We start from the raw sequence: 17946 nt of genomic DNA on the forward strand, positions 1-17946 counted from the left end.
TGGACCCGCGCCTGGATACGCTGTCACCATGCCCCTCATCGCGCTCACGGGTGGAATCGCCTCCGGAAAGTCGACGATCGCCCGCCGCCTCGCCGAGCACGGCGCCGTGGTCGTCGATGCCGATCAGACCGTCCGCGACCTGCAGCGGGCGGGCGAGCCCGTTTTCGCGCACATCGTGGCGGCGTTCGGCGAAGAGGTCGTGGCAGCGGATGGATCCCTCGATCGGGCGGCGCTCGGGTCCCTCGTGTTCGGTGACGCCGAGAAGCTCGCGCAGCTCAACGCCATCGTGCACCCGGCCGTGCGGGAGGAGACGCAGAACCGGTTCCGCTCGGCATTCGCCGCGGACCCCTCGGCCGTCGTCGTCTACGACGTCCCGCTCCTCACCGAGGCGCGGGGCACGGGGGAGTGGGACGAGGTCGTCGTCGCGCACGCACCCGCCGAGACGCGGATCGCGCGCATGGTCGCGCATCGAGGCATGACGCACGAGGACGCGGCCGCGCGGGTGGCGAGCCAGGCGTCCGACGCGGAGCGACTGGCGCTCGCCGACATCGTCATCGATACAAGCGGATCCCTCGATGAGACGATCCGCCAGGCAGATGAGCTGTGGGAGCGCCTGGGCAGCTGAGCGCCGGCCGTGTGTCGCGGCGGCCCGCTTCGTTTGTCAGGGGTCGGGCATAGCCTGGAGCCATGCAGACGACGCGCAGTGTCCGTCCCTTCGAGGTTGTCAGCGAGTACACGCCATCGGGCGATCAGCCGAAGGCGATCCAGGAGCTCGCCGACCGCATCAACGCGGGCGAGACCGATGTCGTCCTGCTCGGCGCGACCGGCACGGGAAAGTCGGCGACCACGGCCTGGCTCGTCGAGAAGATCCAGCGCCCGACGCTCGTCCTCGCGCACAACAAGACGCTGGCTGCGCAGCTCGCGAACGAGTTCCGCGATCTCATGCCGAACAACGCGGTCGAGTACTTCGTGTCGTACTACGACTACTACCAGCCAGAGGCCTACGTCCCGCAGTCAGACACCTTCATCGAGAAGGACAGCTCGATCAACGCTGAGGTCGAGCGCCTGCGCCACGCGACGACCAATTCGCTGCTCAGCCGGCGCGACGTCATCGTCGTCAGCACCGTCTCGTGCATCTACGGCCTCGGCTCCCCGGAAGAGTATCTGCGCTCCCTCGTCGCGCTGCAGGTGGGCGAACGATACGACCGCGACGCCCTCATCCGTCAGTTCATCAGCATGCAGTACAACCGGAACGACGTCGACTTCTCGCGCGGCAACTTCCGGGTGCGCGGCGACACGATCGAGATCATCCCGGTCTACGAGGAGTATGCGATCCGCATCGAGCTCTTCGGCGACGAGATCGAGGCGATCCAGAAGCTGCACCCGCTCACGGGCGAGATCATCGAGAAGCTCGACGCCGTGGCGGTCTTCCCAGCGACGCACTACGCCGCCGGCACCGACACGGTGGCGCGCGCGATCAAGACCATCGAGGTCGAGCTCGCCGAGCGGCTCGAAGAACTCGAGAGGCAGGGCAAGCTCCTCGAAGCCCAGCGGCTCAGGATGCGCACGACGTTCGATCTCGAGATGCTGCAGCAGATCGGATTCTGCTCGGGCATCGAGAACTATTCACGGCACCTCGACGGGCGCGAGCCGGGGGAGCCCCCGCACACGCTCCTCGACTTCTTCCCCGACGACTTCGTCATGGTCATCGACGAGTCGCACGCCACGGTGCCGCAGATCGGCGCGATGTACGAGGGCGACGCGTCTCGCAAGCGCACGCTCGTCGATCACGGCTTCCGTCTGCCCAGCGCACTCGACAACCGTCCGCTGCGCTTCGACGAGTTCAAGGAGCGCATCGGGCAGGCCGTCTATCTCTCGGCGACGCCGGGGCGGTACGAGATGGGCATCGCCGACGGCGTCGTCGAGCAGATCATCCGCCCGACCGGCCTCGTCGATCCCGAGATCGTCATCAAGCCCTCGAAGGGCCAGATCGACGATCTGCTCGAAGAGATCCGCACGCGCGCCGAGAAGAACGAGCGCGTGCTCGTGACGACCCTCACGAAGAAGATGGCCGAGGAGCTCACAGACTTCCTCGACGAGCACGGCGTGCGCGTGCGCTACCTGCACAGCGACGTCGACACGCTGCGCCGCGTCGAGCTCCTCACAGAGCTGCGCCAGGGGGTGTACGACGTGCTCGTGGGCATCAACCTGCTGCGTGAGGGCCTCGACCTCCCCGAGGTGTCGCTCGTGGCGATCCTCGATGCCGACAAAGAGGGCTTCCTGCGCAGCGAGACCTCGCTCATCCAGACGATCGGCCGCGCGGCGCGAAACGTCTCGGGTCAAGTGCACATGTATGCCGACGTCGTCACCAACTCGATGCGGCGTGCGCTCGACGAGACCAACCGACGCCGCGACATCCAGATCGCCTACAACGCCGAGCACGGCATCGACCCGCAGCCCCTGCGCAAGAAGATCGCCGACATCACTGACGCGATCGCGCAGGAGGATGCGGACACCGCGCAGATGCTCGGCAAGCGCAAGAAGGATCCACGCTCCAAGGACGGAGGCCGCGGTCGCGCCCCGGCTCCGAACCTGAAGCACTCCGGCATCGCGGCCGAGGGAGCCGACCAGCTCGAAGCGGCGATCGCCGATCTCAGCCAGCAGATGCTCACCGCCGCGGACGAGCTCAAGTTCGAGCTCGCCGCCCGCCTCCGCGATGAGGTCAAGGATCTCAAGTACGAGCTGCGACAGATGGAGAAGGCCGGGCACGCGTAGACATTCCCTCGCGCGATATCGGCGACGCCCGTCGTGCGGTCTCCTCGGCTCTCGATTCTCGTGGGAACGTCGTTCCTCGCGATCCTGATCGGGATGGTCCTCATCGAAATGTGCCGGGGCCCGCCCGGGCGATCTTCGAACTCCCTGACGAACTGCTCGAACATATGTCCAGTTCCGGATGATTCGCCTTAGACTTGTCGAGTGCCGATCATTCCCGTAGAGACCGACCAGAAGATCACCGTGCGCGGCGCTCGCGTACACAATCTCAAGAACGTCGATCTCGAGATCCCGCGTGACAAGATGATCGTCTTCACGGGCCTGTCGGGCTCGGGGAAGTCAAGCCTCGCGTTCGACACGATCTTCGCCGAGGGGCAGCGCCGCTACGTCGAATCCCTCAGCGCCTACGCCCGGCAGTTCCTGGGGCAGGTCGATCGGCCCGACGTCGACGCGATCGAGGGGCTCAGCCCTGCCGTCTCGATCGATCAGAAGTCGACCAACCGCAATCCGCGGTCGACCGTCGGCACGATCACCGAGATCTACGACTACATGCGCCTGCTCTGGGCGCGCATCGGCATCGCACACTGCCCGACGTGCGATGCACGCATCGAGCGTCAGACTGTGCAGCAGATCGCCGACCAGCTCGTCGAACTGCCCGACGGCACGCGCTACCAGGTCGTCGCACCGATCGTGAGCCAGAAGAAGGGCGAGTTCGTCGACCTCTTCCAGGAGCTCGGATCCAAGGGCTTCTCGCGAGCGATCGTCGACGGCGAGCTCATCCAGCTCGCCGAGCCGCCGAAGCTCAAGAAGTCCTACAAGCACGACATCTCGGTCGTCGTCGACCGGCTCGTGGCGCGCGGCGACAGCATCATCAGCCGTGTCACCGACTCGGTCGAGACCGCCCTCGGGCTGGCCGACGGCGTGATCCAGGTCAACCTCGTCGACGAAGAGGGCGATGACGCATGGCAGTCGTTCAGCGAGAAGCTCGCCTGCCCCAATGGTCACCCGCTGCAGCTCACCGAGATCGAGCCGCGCACGTTCTCGTTCAATGCGCCGTTCGGAGCCTGCCCCGCGTGCTCGGGGCTCGGCACCAAGATGTCGGTCGACGTCGACCTCATGCTGGGCGACGATGAGCAGTCGATCGCCGACGGCGTCATCATCCCCTGGACGACGCAGGGCAAGGGACTGTTCCAGTACTACGAGCGACTGCTCGAGGGGCTGGCGCGCGACCTCAACTTCTCGCTCCACACGCCGTGGAAGGCCCTGCCCGAGGCTGTGCAGGAGGCCGTTCTCACCGGCCAGGACTACAACGTCAACGTCAAGTACAAGAACCGCTGGGGGCGCGAGGTGCGCTACGCCAGCGGCTTCGAGGGCGTCGTGCCGTACATCGAACGGCAGTACGCGCAGGCTGAGTCCGACACCCAGCGCGCGCGCTGGGCGGACTACCTGCGCGAGATCCCCTGCGCCGTGTGCCATGGGGCGCGCCTGAAGCCCGAGGTGCTCGCCGTCAAGGTCGCAGGCCGGTCGATCGCCGAGACCGCCGACCTCAGCCTCGAGGACGCGATGGAGGTCGTGAACTCGATCGCGCTCACGGAGCGCGAAGCCCAGATCGCCGCGCAGGTGCTGCGCGAGATCCGCGTGCGTCTCCAGTTCCTGCTCCGCGTCGGCCTCAACTACCTGACCATGAGCCGATCCGCCGGCTCCCTGTCCGGCGGAGAAGCGCAGCGCATCCGCCTGGCGACGCAGATCGGCACGGGCCTCACGGGAGTGCTGTACGTGCTCGATGAGCCGTCGATCGGGCTGCACCAGCGCGACAACCGCCGCCTCATCGAGACGCTCGAGGCGCTTCGCGACCTCGGCAACACCCTCGTCGTCGTGGAGCACGACGAGGAGACGATCGAGTCGAGCGACTGGGTCGTCGACATCGGGCCGCGGGCGGGCGAAGGCGGGGGAGAGGTCATCCACTCGGGCCCGTACACCGAGCTCGCGAGTGACGAGCGATCCGTCACGGGCGACTACCTCTCGGGACGCCGCAGGATCGATGTCCCCGCGAAGCGCCGCAAGATCGACCGCAAGCGCATGCTCAAGGTCGTCGGCGCGCGCGCGAACAACCTGCAGAACGTCGATGCCGACTTCCCGCTCGGGGTCTTCACCGCCGTCACGGGCGTCAGCGGATCCGGCAAGTCGACCCTCGTGAATGACATCCTGTACCAGGTGCTCGCGCAGAAGCTCAACGGCGCCCGCATGGTGCCCGGCAAGCACAAGCGCGTCACGGGTCTCGACCACCTCGACAAGGTCGTCCACGTCGATCAGGCACCGATCGGCCGCACACCGCGGTCGAACCCCGCCACGTACACGGGCGTCTTCGACCGCATCCGCAACCTGTTCGCCGAGACGCCCGAGGCGAAGGTGCGCGGCTACCTCGCGGGGCGCTTCAGCTTCAACGTCAAGGGCGGACGATGCGAGGCCTGCTCGGGAGACGGCACGCTCAAGATCGAGATGAACTTCCTTCCTGATGTCTACGTCGACTGCGAGGTGTGCGGTGGCAAGCGCTACAACCGCGACACCCTGCAGGTGCACTACAAGGGCAAGAACATCGCCGAGGTCCTCGAGATGTCGATCGCCGAGGCGGCCGAATTCTTCGAGCCGATCCAGGCGATCCACCGCTACATGAAGACGCTGGTCGACGTCGGCCTGGGGTATGTGCGCCTCGGCCAGGCCGCGACGACGCTCTCGGGTGGTGAGGCGCAGCGTGTCAAGCTGGCGACCGAGCTGCAGAAGCGCAGCAGGGGACGCAGCGTCTATGTCCTCGACGAGCCGACGACAGGGCTGCACTTCGAAGACGTGCGCAAGCTGCTCGAGGTGCTGAACGGGCTCGTCGAGAAGGGCAACACGGTTCTCGTCATCGAGCACAACCTCGACGTGATCAAGTCGGCCGACTGGGTCATCGACCTCGGCCCCGAGGGCGGATCCGGCGGCGGCACGATCGTCGCCACGGGCACGCCTGAGCAGATCGCGGGGAACCCCGACAGCCACACCGGCGCCTTCCTCGCCGAGACGCTCGGCCACGTCGAGCGACGGGGCAGGAGCGCGCGGGTGGCCGCCGTCGCGAAGTAGCCGCGATGGCTGATCAGCTCCCGTACAAGCCGCAAGCGGGTGAGATCCCCACGAACCCCGGCGTCTATCGGTTCCGGGGCGAGGGCGGGCGCGTGCTCTACGTCGGCAAGGCGAAGAATCTGCGGCAGCGGCTGTCGAACTACTTCGCGCCGCTGCACACCCTGCATGAGCGCACGCGCCGCATGGTCACGACGGCGACGGAGGTCGAATGGACCGTCGTGCCGACCGACGTCGACTCCCTGCAGCTCGAGTACCAGTGGATCAAAGAGTTCGATCCGCCGTTCAACGTCAAGTACCGCGACGACAAGTCCTATCCGTTCCTCGCCGTCACGCTCGCCGACGAGGCGCCTCGCGTCATGGTCACGCGCAATGCGAAGATCCGCGGGGCGAAGTACTTCGGCCCGTACCCCAAGGTGTGGGCCGTGCGCGACACGATCGACCTGATGATCAAGGTCTTCCCGATCCGCACCTGCAGCGATTCCTCCTACCGTCGGGCCATGCAGTCCGGACGCCCCTGCTTCCCCGGCCAGATCGGCAAGTGCGGTGGTCCGTGCTCGCAGAAGGTCACGGTCGAGGAGCATCGGGCGATCGTCGACGACTTCGTCGCCTTCATGCAGGGCGGCGATGAACGGTTCACGCGCGACCTCACCGCGAAGATGAAGGCCGCCGCCATCGCGACGGACTACGAGCTCGCGGCCGTGTACCGCGACAAGCTCGAATCCCTCGAGGCCGTGCTGACCAAGAGCGCCCTCGTCCTGCCCGACGACGTCGACGCCGACCTCTTCGGCGTCGCAGAGGATGAGCTCGATGCGGCGGTGCATCACTTCGTCATCCGCGGCGGACGCGTGCGCGGTGTGTACTCGCGCATCGTCGACAAGGAGCTGTCGATCTCGGGCGGCGATCTCGTCGACCAGATCCTGCAGCACACCTACGGCGAGGCGAAGGGCACCGACATCCCGCGCCGCGTCCTCGTCCCCGAGCTGCCGCCCGCGCACGACGAGCTGCAGCGATTCCTCACGCAGCGCCGCGGCACGAAGGTCGAGATCCAGGTGGCGCAGCGCGGCCAGCGCGCCGAGCTCATGCGCAACGCGACGCTCAACGCGCAGCAGACGCTCGTGCGGCACAAGTCACGTCGGTCGAGCGATTTCGCGACCCGGTCCCAGGCTCTCGCCGATCTGCAGGAGGCCCTCGGCATGAGCGAGGCGCCCCTTCGGATCGAGTGCTACGACATCTCGCATCTGCAGGGGACGAACGTCGTCGGATCGATGGTCGTCTTCGAGGACGGTCTGCCCCGTAAAGATCAGTACCGCTCGTTCTCGATCGCCGAGACGACCGACGACACCGACAGCATGCATCAGGTGCTGACTCGGCGCCTCGCCCACCTCGACGAACCGCCGGAGGAGGCTCCGGATGCCGCTGAGGTGGCGACGAGCGAGGAGGAGGGCGTCGTGACGGAGACCGGCACGCGTCGCCGCTTCTCGTACCCGCCGCAGCTGCTCATCGTCGACGGCGGTCAGCCGCAGGTCGCCGCCGCGTGGCGGGCGCTGCGGGAGTCCGGGCACACCGAGATCGCTCTCGCGGGCATCGCAAAGCGTCTGGAGGAGCTCTGGGTCCCCGACGACGACTACCCCGTGATCCTTCCGCGGTCGTCCGAGGCGCTGTACCTCGTGCAGCGCCTGCGCGACGAGGCGCATCGATTCGCGATTCGTCATCAGCGCTCGCGCCGAAAGCGCGACATCCACACGGTCCTCAGCGAGGTCCCGGGGCTCGGTGAGCAGCGCATCAAGGCGCTGCTCCGCCACTTCGGATCCGTGGCGGCGCTGCGCGAGTCGACGGTCGAGCAGATCGAAGAGCTTCCCGGTATCGGCTCGAAGCTCGCGGCGACGATCCACGCTCACCTGCGACGGGGATGACGGGGAGCGGCGACCAGATAGTGTGGGCGGCGTGAGCGACGACGCGGCAGCCAGAGGAGAGGTCCTCATCGTCACCGGGATGTCCGGTGCGGGACGGACGACGGTCGCGAACGCGCTCGAAGACCACGGCTGGTATGTGGTCGACAACCTGCCTCCGCAGATGCTGCGCCCCCTTCTCGAGCTCGCGGGCCGCATCGATGGTCAGCTGCCCCGTGTGGCGGCGGTGGTGGACGTACGCGGAGGCGACCTGTTCGCCGATCTCCCGAGCACGGCGCACCAGCTGCGTGAAGCCAACAACCTGCGCATCGTGTTCCTCGACGCGAGCGACGAGGTCCTCGTCCGCCGGTTCGAGCAGGTGCGACGCCCGCACCCTCTCCAGGCCGACGGCACGCTCCTCGACGGGATCCGCGAGGAGCGCCGTCAGCTGCAGGCCATCCGCGAGCGCGCCGACGTGACGATCGACACCTCGACTCTCAACATCCACCAGCTCGCGCGCCGCACGGCCGACCTCTTCGAGGACGACGATGCTCCGCGCCACCGTACGACGATCCTCAGCTTCGGCTTCAAATACGGGCTTCCGGCCGACGCCGATCTCGTGGCCGACATGCGGTTCCTGCCGAACCCCTTCTGGCAGGACGACCTGCGCCATCTCACGGGCGAGAGCGAAGAGGTGAGCAACTTCGTTCTCGAGCAGGAGGGCGCGGCCGAGTTCCTCGACGCGTACGTCGCGGCGGTCACGCCCGTCATCGAGGGGTACCAGCGCGAGAACAAGAGCCACTCGACGATCGCCGTCGGCTGCACGGGCGGCAAGCACCGCTCCGTCGCCATGGCGCTCGCTCTCGGGTCCCTGCTGCGCGACATCCCGGGCCTTCAAGTGCGAGTGCGGCACCGAGATCTGGGGCGGGAATGACGGCCTGCACGGCTTCCTGAGCGACGTTCCGACAGTCCCGTTATAACCCGGCCCGCTGTGAGTTCGGCCACGGTCGAGGAGCAGGGCGGCCGGTAGGCTGGGGCACCCGCTCTCACCAGAGCGCACCTGCCTTTTCGAGTGAGGAGACCCGTGGCACTGACCGCCGAAGTGAAGGCCGAGCTCATCGCGGTCCGCGACCCGCGCCCGACCGTGCGAGTGGCGGAGACCACCGCGCTTCTGCGATTCGCCGGCGGCCTGAAGTCGATCGCGGGTCGAGTGGCCGTCGAGGCGGAGGTCGAGGACCGTCGTCTCGCGCTGCGCACGGCGCGTGACATCGCTGAGATCTACGGCGTCCGGCCTGAGCTCGCGCACATCCAGGCGTCCGGCTCACGCGACAGCGAACGCTTCGCCGTGCGCGTCGTCAAGGGCGGCGAGACGCTCGCCCGCCAGACGGGACTGCTCGACATGCGTCGTCGCCCGGTCCGGGGTCTGCCGAATCGCCTGACGACGGGCAACAACGACGATCTCGCGGCGATCTGGCGGGGGGCCTTCCTGGCCAGCGGCTCGCTGTCGGAGCCCGGTCGCTCGGCGTCCCTCGAGGTGGAGTGCCCGTCGGGTGAGGCCGGCATGGCGCTCGTGGGCGCCGCGCATCGCATCGGGATCGCTGCCAAGCAGCGCGAGGTCCGCGGCGTTCCGCGTGTCGTCATCCGGGACGCCGAGGCGATCCGCGGCATCCTCCTGGCGATGGGAGCGAAGCAGGCCGCCGAGTCGTGGGATGAGATGCGTCAGCGCCGCGAGGTGCGCGCGGGCGTGAACCGCCTCGTCAACTTCGACGACGCGAATCTTCGCCGGTCGGCGCAGGCCGCTGTCGCCGCGTGCGCGCGTGTCGAACGCGCCCTCGAGATCCTCGGTGACGACGTTCCGGACCACCTCAAGCAGGCGGGCGAGCTGCGCATCGCGCACCGAGATGCCAGCCTCGACGAGCTGGGTCACCACGCGGATCCGCCCCTGACGAAGGACGCCGTGGCCGGTCGCATCCGTCGACTTCTCGCGATGGCCGACAAGCGCGCGACGTCGCAGGGGATCCCCGGCACCGAGTCGGCGGTTCCTGCGCAGGCCGAGAACGCCTGATTCCGCGACGTCGACGCCGTCTGCAATGCCCCTGGATGAGAATCTCGTCCAGGGGCTTTGTGCATTCGTTCACATGAGTGCATTCACGTGCATACGAAAGACGCGAGATGTCATGCGACTGTGCTCGCGGCGTGATGCGTCATTAGGATGAGGAGCGTCCGCTCGGATCGCGCTGTGCGATACCGAGGATCCCGGAACAAGAGAGAAGGCGACTGATGGCCACGTACACGCTTCCAGAACTCACCTACGACTACGCCGCGCTCGAGCCCCACATCAGCGCACAGATCATGGAGCTGCACCACTCGAAGCACCACGCCACCTACGTTGCGGGGGCCAACACGGCACTCGAGAAGATGGCCGAGGCGCGCGACAAGGGCGACTTCGCCAACATCAACAAGCTCGAGAAGGACCTCGCGTTCAACCTCGGTGGGCACACGAACCACTCGATCTTCTGGACGAACCTGACGCCCGAAGGGCAGGAGCGTCCCGAGGGCGAGATCGCGGCGGCGATCGACGAGCACTTCGGCTCCTTCGACGGCTTCCAGGGCCAGTTCACGGCGGCGGCGCTCGGCATCCAGGGCTCGGGCTGGGCCGGGGTCTTCTGGGACTCGATCGGCGAGAACCTCGTCATCCAGCAGTTCTTCGACCAGCAGTCCCAGTTCGCCGCCGGCACCGTGCCGATCCTGCTGCTCGACATGTGGGAGCACGCCTTCTACCTCGACTACAAGAACGTCAAGGCCGACTACGTCAAGGCGTTCTGGAACATCGTCAACTGGGACAACGTGAAGGACCGTTTCGACACGGCCCGCGAGAAGACCTCGGGTCTGCTCGTCGCGAACTGACGCACCAGCTGGGCCGAGGGGAGTGCGGATCCTCTCGGCCCGGCACCACAGCTTTTCCCTGAAAACCGCCCCCGCAGAGGGGCACACACAATAGGAGACACATAGTGTCCGCACGGATCGGTATCAACGGCTTCGGCCGAATCGGACGCAACTTCATTCGCGCGGCGATCGCGCAGAACGCCGACTTCGAAGTCGTCGCGGTGAACGACCTCACCGACAACAAGACGCTCGCTCACCTGCTCAAGTACGACTCGATCCTGGGTCGTCTCGACGCAGACGTCACGTACGACGCCGACGCGATCTACATCGACGGCAAGAAGATCGTGGCACTCGAGGAGCGCGACCCCGCGAAGCTGCCGTGGGGCGACCTCGGAGTCGACATCGTCATCGAGTCGACGGGGCGCTTCACGCACTCCGATCAGGCCAAGGCGCACCTCGAGGCGGGCGCGAAGAAGGTCATCATCTCGGCCCCGGCCAAGGGCGACGTCGCAACCTACGCGATCGGCATCAACGCCGACGATTACGACCCGGCGACAGAGCACATCCTCTCGAACGCCTCGTGCACCACGAACTGCCTGGCGCCGCTCGCGAAGGTCTTCAACGACACGTTCGGCATCGAGCGCGGCCTCATGACGACGATCCACGCGTACACCGCCGACCAGAACCTGCAGGACGGCCCGCACAGCGACCTTCGTCGTGCGCGCGGCGCCGCCCAGTCGATCATCCCCACGTCGACGGGCGCCGCGGCCGCCATCGGCCTCGTCCTCCCGGAGCTCAAGGGCAAGCTCGACGGCTTCGCCCTCCGCGTTCCGGTCCCGACGGGGTCGATCACCGACCTCACGCTCGAGTCGAAGACCGACGTGACGGTGGACGAGATCAAGGCCGCCTACAAGAAGGCCGCCGAGGGCGACCTCAAGGGCGTTCTCAAGTACACGGAGGACGAGATCGTCTCGGCCGACATCGTGACCGATCCGCACTCGTCGATCTTCGACGCGGGTCTCATCCGAGTCATCGGCCGCACCGTGAAAATCTCCTCGTGGTACGACAACGAGTGGGGCTACTCGAACCGCCTGGTCGACCTCTCGGTCCTCGTCGGCTCCAAGCTCTGACGCGCAGGCGCAGACGACCTCTCGAACGCAGATGAACGGGCGCCCGCCCGCCGCGCGACTCCTGTCGCGCGAGCGGGCGGGCGTTCGCTGTAGATTGGCGAACGATGACACTCCGAACACTTGACACCCTCGGCGACCTCGCGGGCAGACGCGTCTTCGTCCGCTGCGACTTCAATGTCCCGCTGCACGAGGGCGAAATCACCGACGACGGCCGCGTCCGCGCCGCCCTCCCCACTCTGAAGGCCCTGCTCGAGGCCGGCGCGAAGGTGATCACCTCCTCGCATCTCGGGCGCCCCCAGGGATCCCCGGATCCGCAGTACTCGCTCGCTCCGGTCGCACAGCGCCTGGGCGAGCTCCTCGGCGCTCCTGTCGCGTTCGCGACGGACACCGTGGGCGACGCCGCGAAGCAGACGGTCGAGAGCCTGGAGAACGGCCAGATCGCCGTGCTCGAGAACCTCCGTTTCCACCCCGGCGAGACGTCCAAGGATGAAGCGGAGCGTCAGGCCTTCGCGGGCGAGATCGCCGCGCTCGCCGATGTCATGGTCTCCGAAGGGTTCGGCGTCGTGCATCGCAAGCAGGCGAGCGTCTATGAGCTCGCGAAGCTGCTGCCAAGCGCCGCCGGCTCGCTCGTCGCGCACGAGGTGTCGGTTCTCAACCGCCTCCTCGAGGCGCCGGAGCACCCCTACACGGTCGTGCTCGGCGGCTCGAAGGTCAGCGACAAGCTGGGTGTGATCGACAGCCTGCTCCCGCGGGTCGACAAGCTCCTCATCGGCGGGGGCATGGCCTACACCTTCCTCGCTGCACAGGGGCACGCGATCGGGAGGAGTCTCGTCGAGACCGATCAGATCGACACCGCGAAGCGCTACCTGCGGGCCGCAGAGGAGAAGGGCGTCGAGCTGCTGCTCCCCGTCGACAGCCTCATGGCGTCCGGGTTCGCGGCCGACGCGGCCTTCGAGAACGCGCCGAGCGAGGCCCTCGAGAGCACCTCGATCGGTGCCGACGCGCTGGGCCTCGACATCGGGCCGAAGACCGCTGAGCTCTTCGCCGCCGCGGTGACGAGCTCGAAGACGGTCTTCTGGAACGGTCCCATGGGCGTGTTCGAGTTCGATTCCTTTGCGAACGGCACGCAGGCCGTCGCGCAGGCGCTCACGCAGACCGACGGCCTCACGGTCGTCGGAGGCGGCGACTCCGCCGCAGCCGCGCGCAAGCTCGGTTTCGCCGACGACCAGTTCGGCCATGTGTCGACCGGCGGCGGCGCCAGCCTCGAATTCCTCGAGGGCAAGAAGCTTCCCGGACTGGAGGTCCTCGGATGGGCATGAATCGCACCCCGCTGATTGCGGGCAACTGGAAGATGAACCTCGACCACCTGCAGGCGGTCGCGCTCGTCCAGAAGCTCCACTGGAGCCTCAAGGACGCGAAGCACGACGGCGACACGGTCGACGTCACCCTGTTCCCGCCGTTCACGGATCTCCGCAGTGTGCAGACGTTGATCGACGCCGACAAGATCCCGTTCGGGCTCGGAGCGCAGGATGTGTCGGTGCACGACTCGGGCGCGTACACGGGCGAGGTGTCCGGGGCGTTCCTCAGCAAGCTGAACTGCGGGTCCGTCATCATCGGCCACTCCGAGCGTCGCGAGTACCACGCAGAGACCGACGAGATCGTCGCCGCCAAGGTCGCGGCGGCGCTCAAGCACGGCCTCGTCCCCGTCATCTGCGTCGGCGAGACGAGCGAGGATCTCGAGAAGTTCGGCGCGAGCGCTGTGCCCGTCTCACAGCTCGAGACGGCACTGGACGGCGTTGCCGCGGACGCGGAGATCGTCGTCGCATACGAACCGGTCTGGGCGATCGGATCCGGTCAGGCCGCGACGCCTGAGCAGGCGCAGGAGGTCTGCCGGAAGCTGCGCGACGTCGTCCGCGCGAAGCTGGGCGATGACGCGGCCGACTCCACGCGCGTCCTGTACGGCGGCTCCGTGAAGTCGGGCAACATCGCGACGTTCATGCGCGAGCCCGACATCGACGGCGCGCTGGTGGGCGGCGGGAGCCTGAAGGTCGACGAGTTCAGCTCGATCATCCGCTTCCAGAAGCACGTCGGCGTGTGACGCAGCGGATCCTGCGGCGCTCCGAAGCACGGGGCGCCGCAGGATCCGCCCACCGCGTATACTGAACGTTTGTGTGCACTCCTCCGATGCACACGAAGGAAAGGCCACACCGTGCAGATTCTCGAGTTCATTCTGCAGGTCCTGCTCGGCATCACGAGCCTCCTGCTCACGCTGTTCATCCTCATGCACAAGGGACGAGGCGGCGGACTGTCCGACATGTTCGGCGGCGGAATGTCGCAGGCCGTGAGCTCCTCGGGCACGGCAGAGCGCATGCTCAACTACCTCACGATCACCCTCGCGCTCGTGTGGTTCCTCTCGATCGTCGGGCTCGGCCTCATCACGAAGTTCCAGGTCCTCTGATGGCGGGGGGAGCGAGCGCGATCCGCGGCACCCGCGTCGGATCCGGACCCATGGGCGAGCAGGATCACGGACACCAGGCCGGCCGCGTCGCCGTGACGTACTGGGACGGCCTCGGGAACGAGATCGTGAAGCACTACTCGGCCGACATCCCCGATGCGGAGATCCCCGAGATCGTGGATCACCCGAAGTCGGGTCTTCCCGCTGGTCGCGACAAGGCGAATCCGCCCGCGCCCGAGAAGAACGAGCCGTACAAGACCCACCTCGCGTACGTGAAGGAGCGCCGCTCCGACGAGGAGGCCGACGAGCTCCTCGACGAGGCCCTGCAGAAGCTGCGCGACAAGCGCGGCGAATAGCACGATCACGCAAGAACGCCCTCTCCCGTTGGGAGAGGGCGTTCTTGCGTGATTCAGCCGGCGGCGGACTCGTCGGCGAAGACGATCGTCTCGAGTGTGCCGCGCGCCATCGACGACGGCGCGGCGTCGGGATCCTGACCGGCACGGATCTTCGCGACGGCCTCGGCCTTGTCGGCGCCCGCGACGACGAGCCACACGCGCACCGACGCATTGATGACGGGGAGCGTGAACGTCACACGCTCGGGCGGCGGCTTGGGAGAATCGCGGATCGGGAGGACGGTCGCCTCGCCGACATGGATCTCGCCGCGTCCGGGGAACAGCGACGCCATGTGCGCATCGGGGCCGACGCCGAGCAGACAGAGGTCGAAGGTCGGGGAGGAGCCGCTCTCGCCGCCGCCGAAGCTCGCGAGCTCATCGGCGTAGGCGCGTGCGGCATCGTCGAGCGAACCCGCCTCGGACGACCACGGTTCGTGGATGTTGACATCGGGGACGTCGAGCTCGTCGAGCAGCGCCGTACGGGCCTGCAGCGAGTTGCGCTCGGGGTCGTCGCGAGCGACGTAGCGTTCGTCGCTCCACCAGAAGTGCACGCGCGACCATGCGACGTCGTCGCGCAGCGGGTGGGACGCGACGGCGGCGAGCGTTCCGATTCCCATGGATCCGCCCGTCAGCGACACGTGCGCGACGTCGTCGCCCGCCGTGAGCGTCGCGAGCTCGTGCACGAAGCGGTCGGCGACGTGGGCGGCGAGCTCGGCCTTGTCGGGACGGACGACGAACTCGGGAACGCCGGTCATCATGCGTCGTCCGCTGCGTCGCCGGCGACCGTCACGGTCTCCGTGGGGACGGCTGCCGTGCCGTGCGTCTGCACGGGAGCGGGGAGCTCGTCCCAGCCGGTGGTGATGACGCGGCCGTACAGCGGATCCGGATCGAGACGGCGCAGCTCCTCCGCGAGGCACTCGCGCAGCGAGCGACGGGGGAGCAGGAGGTCATGATCGGGCTGACCGGGCTGCGTCAGCACCGCGTGCGTCGACGAACGGCGCTCGAGCAGGATGTCGCCGGAGGCACGCGTGAGGCGCACCGAGTGGATCCCCTGATCCCAATCGCTCGGACGCTCGTACTGCCACGAGACCGGAACGTCGAGAGCGAGGCCGAGCCATGCTGCGAGCAGCGCCGTCGACGGCGAGGAGCTCGCGCCGCGCACCTGCACGGCCGTGACGGGCTCATACGGCGGCTGGTCGAGCACAGCCGCGAGCTGCTCGCGCCAGCGCGTGAGGCGCGTCCACGCGAGGTCGGTGTCGCCGGGGCGGTAGGTCTCATCGAGGCGCTGCAGACGGTCGGCAGCCTCGGGGGATGTCGACGAATCGGTGATGCGGCGCTGCGCGATGCGGCCCAGGGGGTCGAGCGCGGGAGCCGCGGGAGGAGTCTCCGGCCACCACAGGACGACGGGGGCATCCGGGAGCAGCAGGCCGGTGACGAGCGACTCCGGGTTGCTGCCGGCGGCGCCGTGCGCGCGGAGGACGACGACTTCGCTGGCGCCGGCGTCGCCGCCGACGCGGATCTGCGCGTCGAGGCGCGGGGCGTCATCGGGATGCGTCACGAGCACGATGACGCGCATCGGGTGCTCGCGCGACGCGTCGTTGGCGGCGAGGATCGCCTCTTCGACGGGACGGTGATCGCTCTTGATGATGAGCGTCAGCACGCGGCCGAGGGCGACGGCGCCGCCCTCCTCGCGCACGCTCACGAGCTTGCGTGCGACCGTGCTGACCGTGGTCTCGTTCAGATCGATGATCACGGGCGCCTCCAGACGCGTCCATCCTGCGCGAGCAGGGCATCAGCCGAAGACGGACCCCAGGAGCCCGGTTCGTACTGTTCGAGTGGCTCGTCGAGCGACGCCCAGTACTTCTCGATCGGGTCGAGGATCCGCCAGGACAGCTCGACCTCCTCGTGCCGGGGGAACAGCGGCGGATCCCCGAGCAGGACGTCGAGGATCAGGCGCTCGTACGCCTCGGGGCTGGCCTCCGTGAACGCGTGGCCGTAGCCGAAGTCCATCGTGACGTCGCGCACGTGCGTGCCGTTGCCCGGGACCTTCGAGCCGAATCTCAGCGTCACGCCCTCGTCGGGCTGCACGCGGATGACGAGCGCGTTCTGGCCGAGCTCGGAGCCGTCGCGACCGCGCGAGAACAGGTGCTCTGGTGCGCGCTTGAAGACGACCGCGATCTCGGTGACCCGGCGGCCGAGGCGCTTGCCGGTGCGCAGGTAGAACGGCACGCCCGCCCAGCGGCGCGTGTCGATATCGAGCTTGATCGCGGCGTAGGTCTCCGTCGTCGACTGCGGGTTCATGCCGTCTTCGTCGAGGAATCCGGTGACGCGCTCGCCTCCCTGCCACCCACCCGCGTACTGGCCGCGCGCTGTCGAGGTCGAGAGGTCGTCGGGCACGCGCACTGCGGCGAGGACTTTCTCCTTCTCGGCGCGCAGGTGCTCGGCGGAGAGGCTGATGGGCTCCTCCATCGCGGTCAGCGCGAGCAGCTGCAGCAGGTGGTTCTGAATGACGTCGCGAGCCGCGCCGACGCCGTCGTAGTAGCCTGCGCGTCCGCCGACGCCGATGTCCTCGGCCATTGTGATCTGCACGTGGTCGATGTGGTTGCCGTTCCAGATCGGCTCGTAGAGCTCGTTGGCGAAGCGCATCGCGAGGATGTTCTGCACCGTCTCTTTGCCGAGGTAGTGATCGATCCGGAAGATCGAGTCGCTCGGGAACGCCGCCTCCAGCGAGTCGTTCAGCTCGCGCGCCGAATCGAGGTCGTGACCGAACGGCTTCTCGATGACCACGCGTCGCCACGTGTCGCCGTCGGACTCGTCGTCGACGAGGCCCGAGGCGAGCAGCTGCTGCGCGACCTGCGGGAACGACTTCGGCGGGATCGACAGGTAGAACGCGTGGTTCCCCATGGTGCCGCGATCGCGGTCGAGGTCGTCGATCGTCGAGCGCAGGTGCGCGAACGCCTCCGGGTCGTCGAACTGGCCCTGCACGAAGCGGATCCCCTGCGCGAGCTGCTGCCAGGTCTCCTCACGGAACTCCGTGCGCGCGTGCTGCTTCACCGCGTCGTGGACGACCTGCGCGAAATCCTCGTCGTCCCACTCGCGGCGGGCGAAGCCGACGAGGGCGAAGCCCGGGGGCAGGAGCCCGCGGTTCGCGAGGTCGTACACGGCGGGCATGAGCTTCTTGCGCGACAGGTCTCCCGTCACACCGAAGATGACGAGCGCGCTCGGGCCGGCGATGCGGCTGAGGCGACGATCGTCCTGATCGCGCAGCGGATTCTCGCCGCGCTGGATGGGGGCTGGCATGTGTT

At 67.8% G+C, this 17946-nt stretch carries 15 protein-coding genes; 12 read left to right on the forward strand and 3 right to left on the reverse strand.

Going from position 1 to position 17946, the window contains the following annotated elements; genetic code table 11:
- Positions 1 to 28: 28 nt before the first annotated feature.
- The 12 genes from coaE (at position 29) to KOL93_RS04285 (ending at position 14605) form a co-directional block, all read left to right on the forward strand.
- Complete coding sequence (coaE, locus tag KOL93_RS04230; RefSeq protein WP_221584080.1) at positions 29 to 625, forward strand: dephospho-CoA kinase; 597 nt, start codon at positions 29 to 31, stop codon at positions 623 to 625.
- Positions 626 to 687: 62 nt separating this feature from the next.
- Positions 688 to 2775: an excinuclease ABC subunit UvrB gene (gene uvrB / locus KOL93_RS04235; protein WP_221584081.1), complete on the forward strand. Its 2088-nt coding sequence runs from the start codon at positions 688 to 690 to the stop codon at positions 2773 to 2775.
- A 201-nt stretch (positions 2776 to 2976) separates the two neighbouring features.
- Complete coding sequence (gene uvrA, locus KOL93_RS04240) at positions 2977 to 5889, forward strand: excinuclease ABC subunit UvrA (protein ID WP_221584082.1); 2913 nt, start codon at positions 2977 to 2979, stop codon at positions 5887 to 5889.
- Positions 5890 to 5894: 5 nt separating this feature from the next.
- A complete protein-coding gene (gene uvrC / locus KOL93_RS04245) occupies positions 5895 to 7802 on the forward strand; it encodes an excinuclease ABC subunit UvrC (protein WP_221584083.1) in 1908 nt (635 codons plus the stop codon).
- A gap of 31 nt (positions 7803 to 7833) precedes the next feature.
- Positions 7834 to 8712, forward strand: a complete 879-nt coding sequence (rapZ, locus tag KOL93_RS04250; RefSeq protein ID WP_221584084.1) for an RNase adapter RapZ — start codon at positions 7834 to 7836, stop codon at positions 8710 to 8712.
- 150 nt (positions 8713 to 8862) lie between these two features.
- Positions 8863 to 9843, forward strand: coding sequence for a DNA-binding protein WhiA (whiA, locus tag KOL93_RS04255; protein WP_221584085.1), 981 nt, complete (start codon positions 8863 to 8865; stop codon positions 9841 to 9843).
- Between the two features lie 215 nt (positions 9844 to 10058).
- Positions 10059 to 10685, forward strand: coding sequence for a superoxide dismutase (locus tag KOL93_RS04260; protein WP_221584086.1), 627 nt, complete (start codon positions 10059 to 10061; stop codon positions 10683 to 10685).
- A 104-nt stretch (positions 10686 to 10789) separates the two neighbouring features.
- A complete protein-coding gene (gene gap / locus KOL93_RS04265; protein WP_221584087.1) occupies positions 10790 to 11794 on the forward strand; it encodes a type I glyceraldehyde-3-phosphate dehydrogenase in 1005 nt (334 codons plus the stop codon).
- 104 nt (positions 11795 to 11898) lie between these two features.
- A complete protein-coding gene (locus KOL93_RS04270) occupies positions 11899 to 13113 on the forward strand; it encodes a phosphoglycerate kinase (protein ID WP_221584088.1) in 1215 nt (404 codons plus the stop codon).
- The gene (tpiA, locus tag KOL93_RS04275; protein WP_221584089.1) at positions 13104 to 13892 is read left to right on the forward strand and encodes a triose-phosphate isomerase; all 789 of its coding nucleotides are present in this window, start codon (positions 13104 to 13106) and stop codon (positions 13890 to 13892) included. The genes KOL93_RS04270 and tpiA overlap by 10 nt, the downstream gene beginning before the upstream one ends.
- A gap of 111 nt (positions 13893 to 14003) precedes the next feature.
- Positions 14004 to 14252 carry a preprotein translocase subunit SecG gene (gene secG / locus KOL93_RS04280; protein WP_221584090.1) on the forward strand — a complete coding sequence of 83 codons (249 nt, stop codon included), beginning with the start codon at positions 14004 to 14006 and terminating at the stop codon, positions 14250 to 14252.
- Positions 14252 to 14605 (forward strand): RNA polymerase-binding protein RbpA, encoded by a 354-nt coding sequence (locus KOL93_RS04285; protein ID WP_221584091.1) that lies wholly within the window; start codon positions 14252 to 14254, stop codon positions 14603 to 14605. The genes secG and KOL93_RS04285 overlap by 1 nt, the downstream gene beginning before the upstream one ends.
- 53 nt (positions 14606 to 14658) lie before the next feature.
- Here the strand turns inward: KOL93_RS04285 and pgl are convergent, their stop codons facing one another.
- The 3 genes from pgl to zwf are packed head-to-tail and all read right to left on the reverse strand — an operon-like array spanning position 14659 to position 17941.
- Entirely contained in the window at positions 14659 to 15399 is a 741-nt protein-coding gene (pgl, locus tag KOL93_RS04290; protein WP_221584092.1) for a 6-phosphogluconolactonase, read from the reverse strand.
- Entirely contained in the window at positions 15396 to 16394 is a 999-nt protein-coding gene (locus KOL93_RS04295) for a glucose-6-phosphate dehydrogenase assembly protein OpcA (RefSeq protein WP_221584093.1), read from the reverse strand. Before KOL93_RS04295 ends, pgl begins: the two co-directional genes overlap by 4 nt.
- Positions 16391 to 17941: a glucose-6-phosphate dehydrogenase gene (gene zwf / locus KOL93_RS04300; RefSeq protein WP_221584094.1), complete on the reverse strand. Its 1551-nt coding sequence runs from the start codon at positions 17939 to 17941 to the stop codon at positions 16391 to 16393. Before zwf ends, KOL93_RS04295 begins: the two co-directional genes overlap by 4 nt.
- Between the last annotated feature and the right edge of the window lie 5 nt (positions 17942 to 17946).

It is taken from the genome of Microbacterium salitolerans (genome assembly GCF_019720895.1).
Classification (GTDB): Bacteria; Actinomycetota; Actinomycetes; order Actinomycetales; family Microbacteriaceae; genus Microbacterium.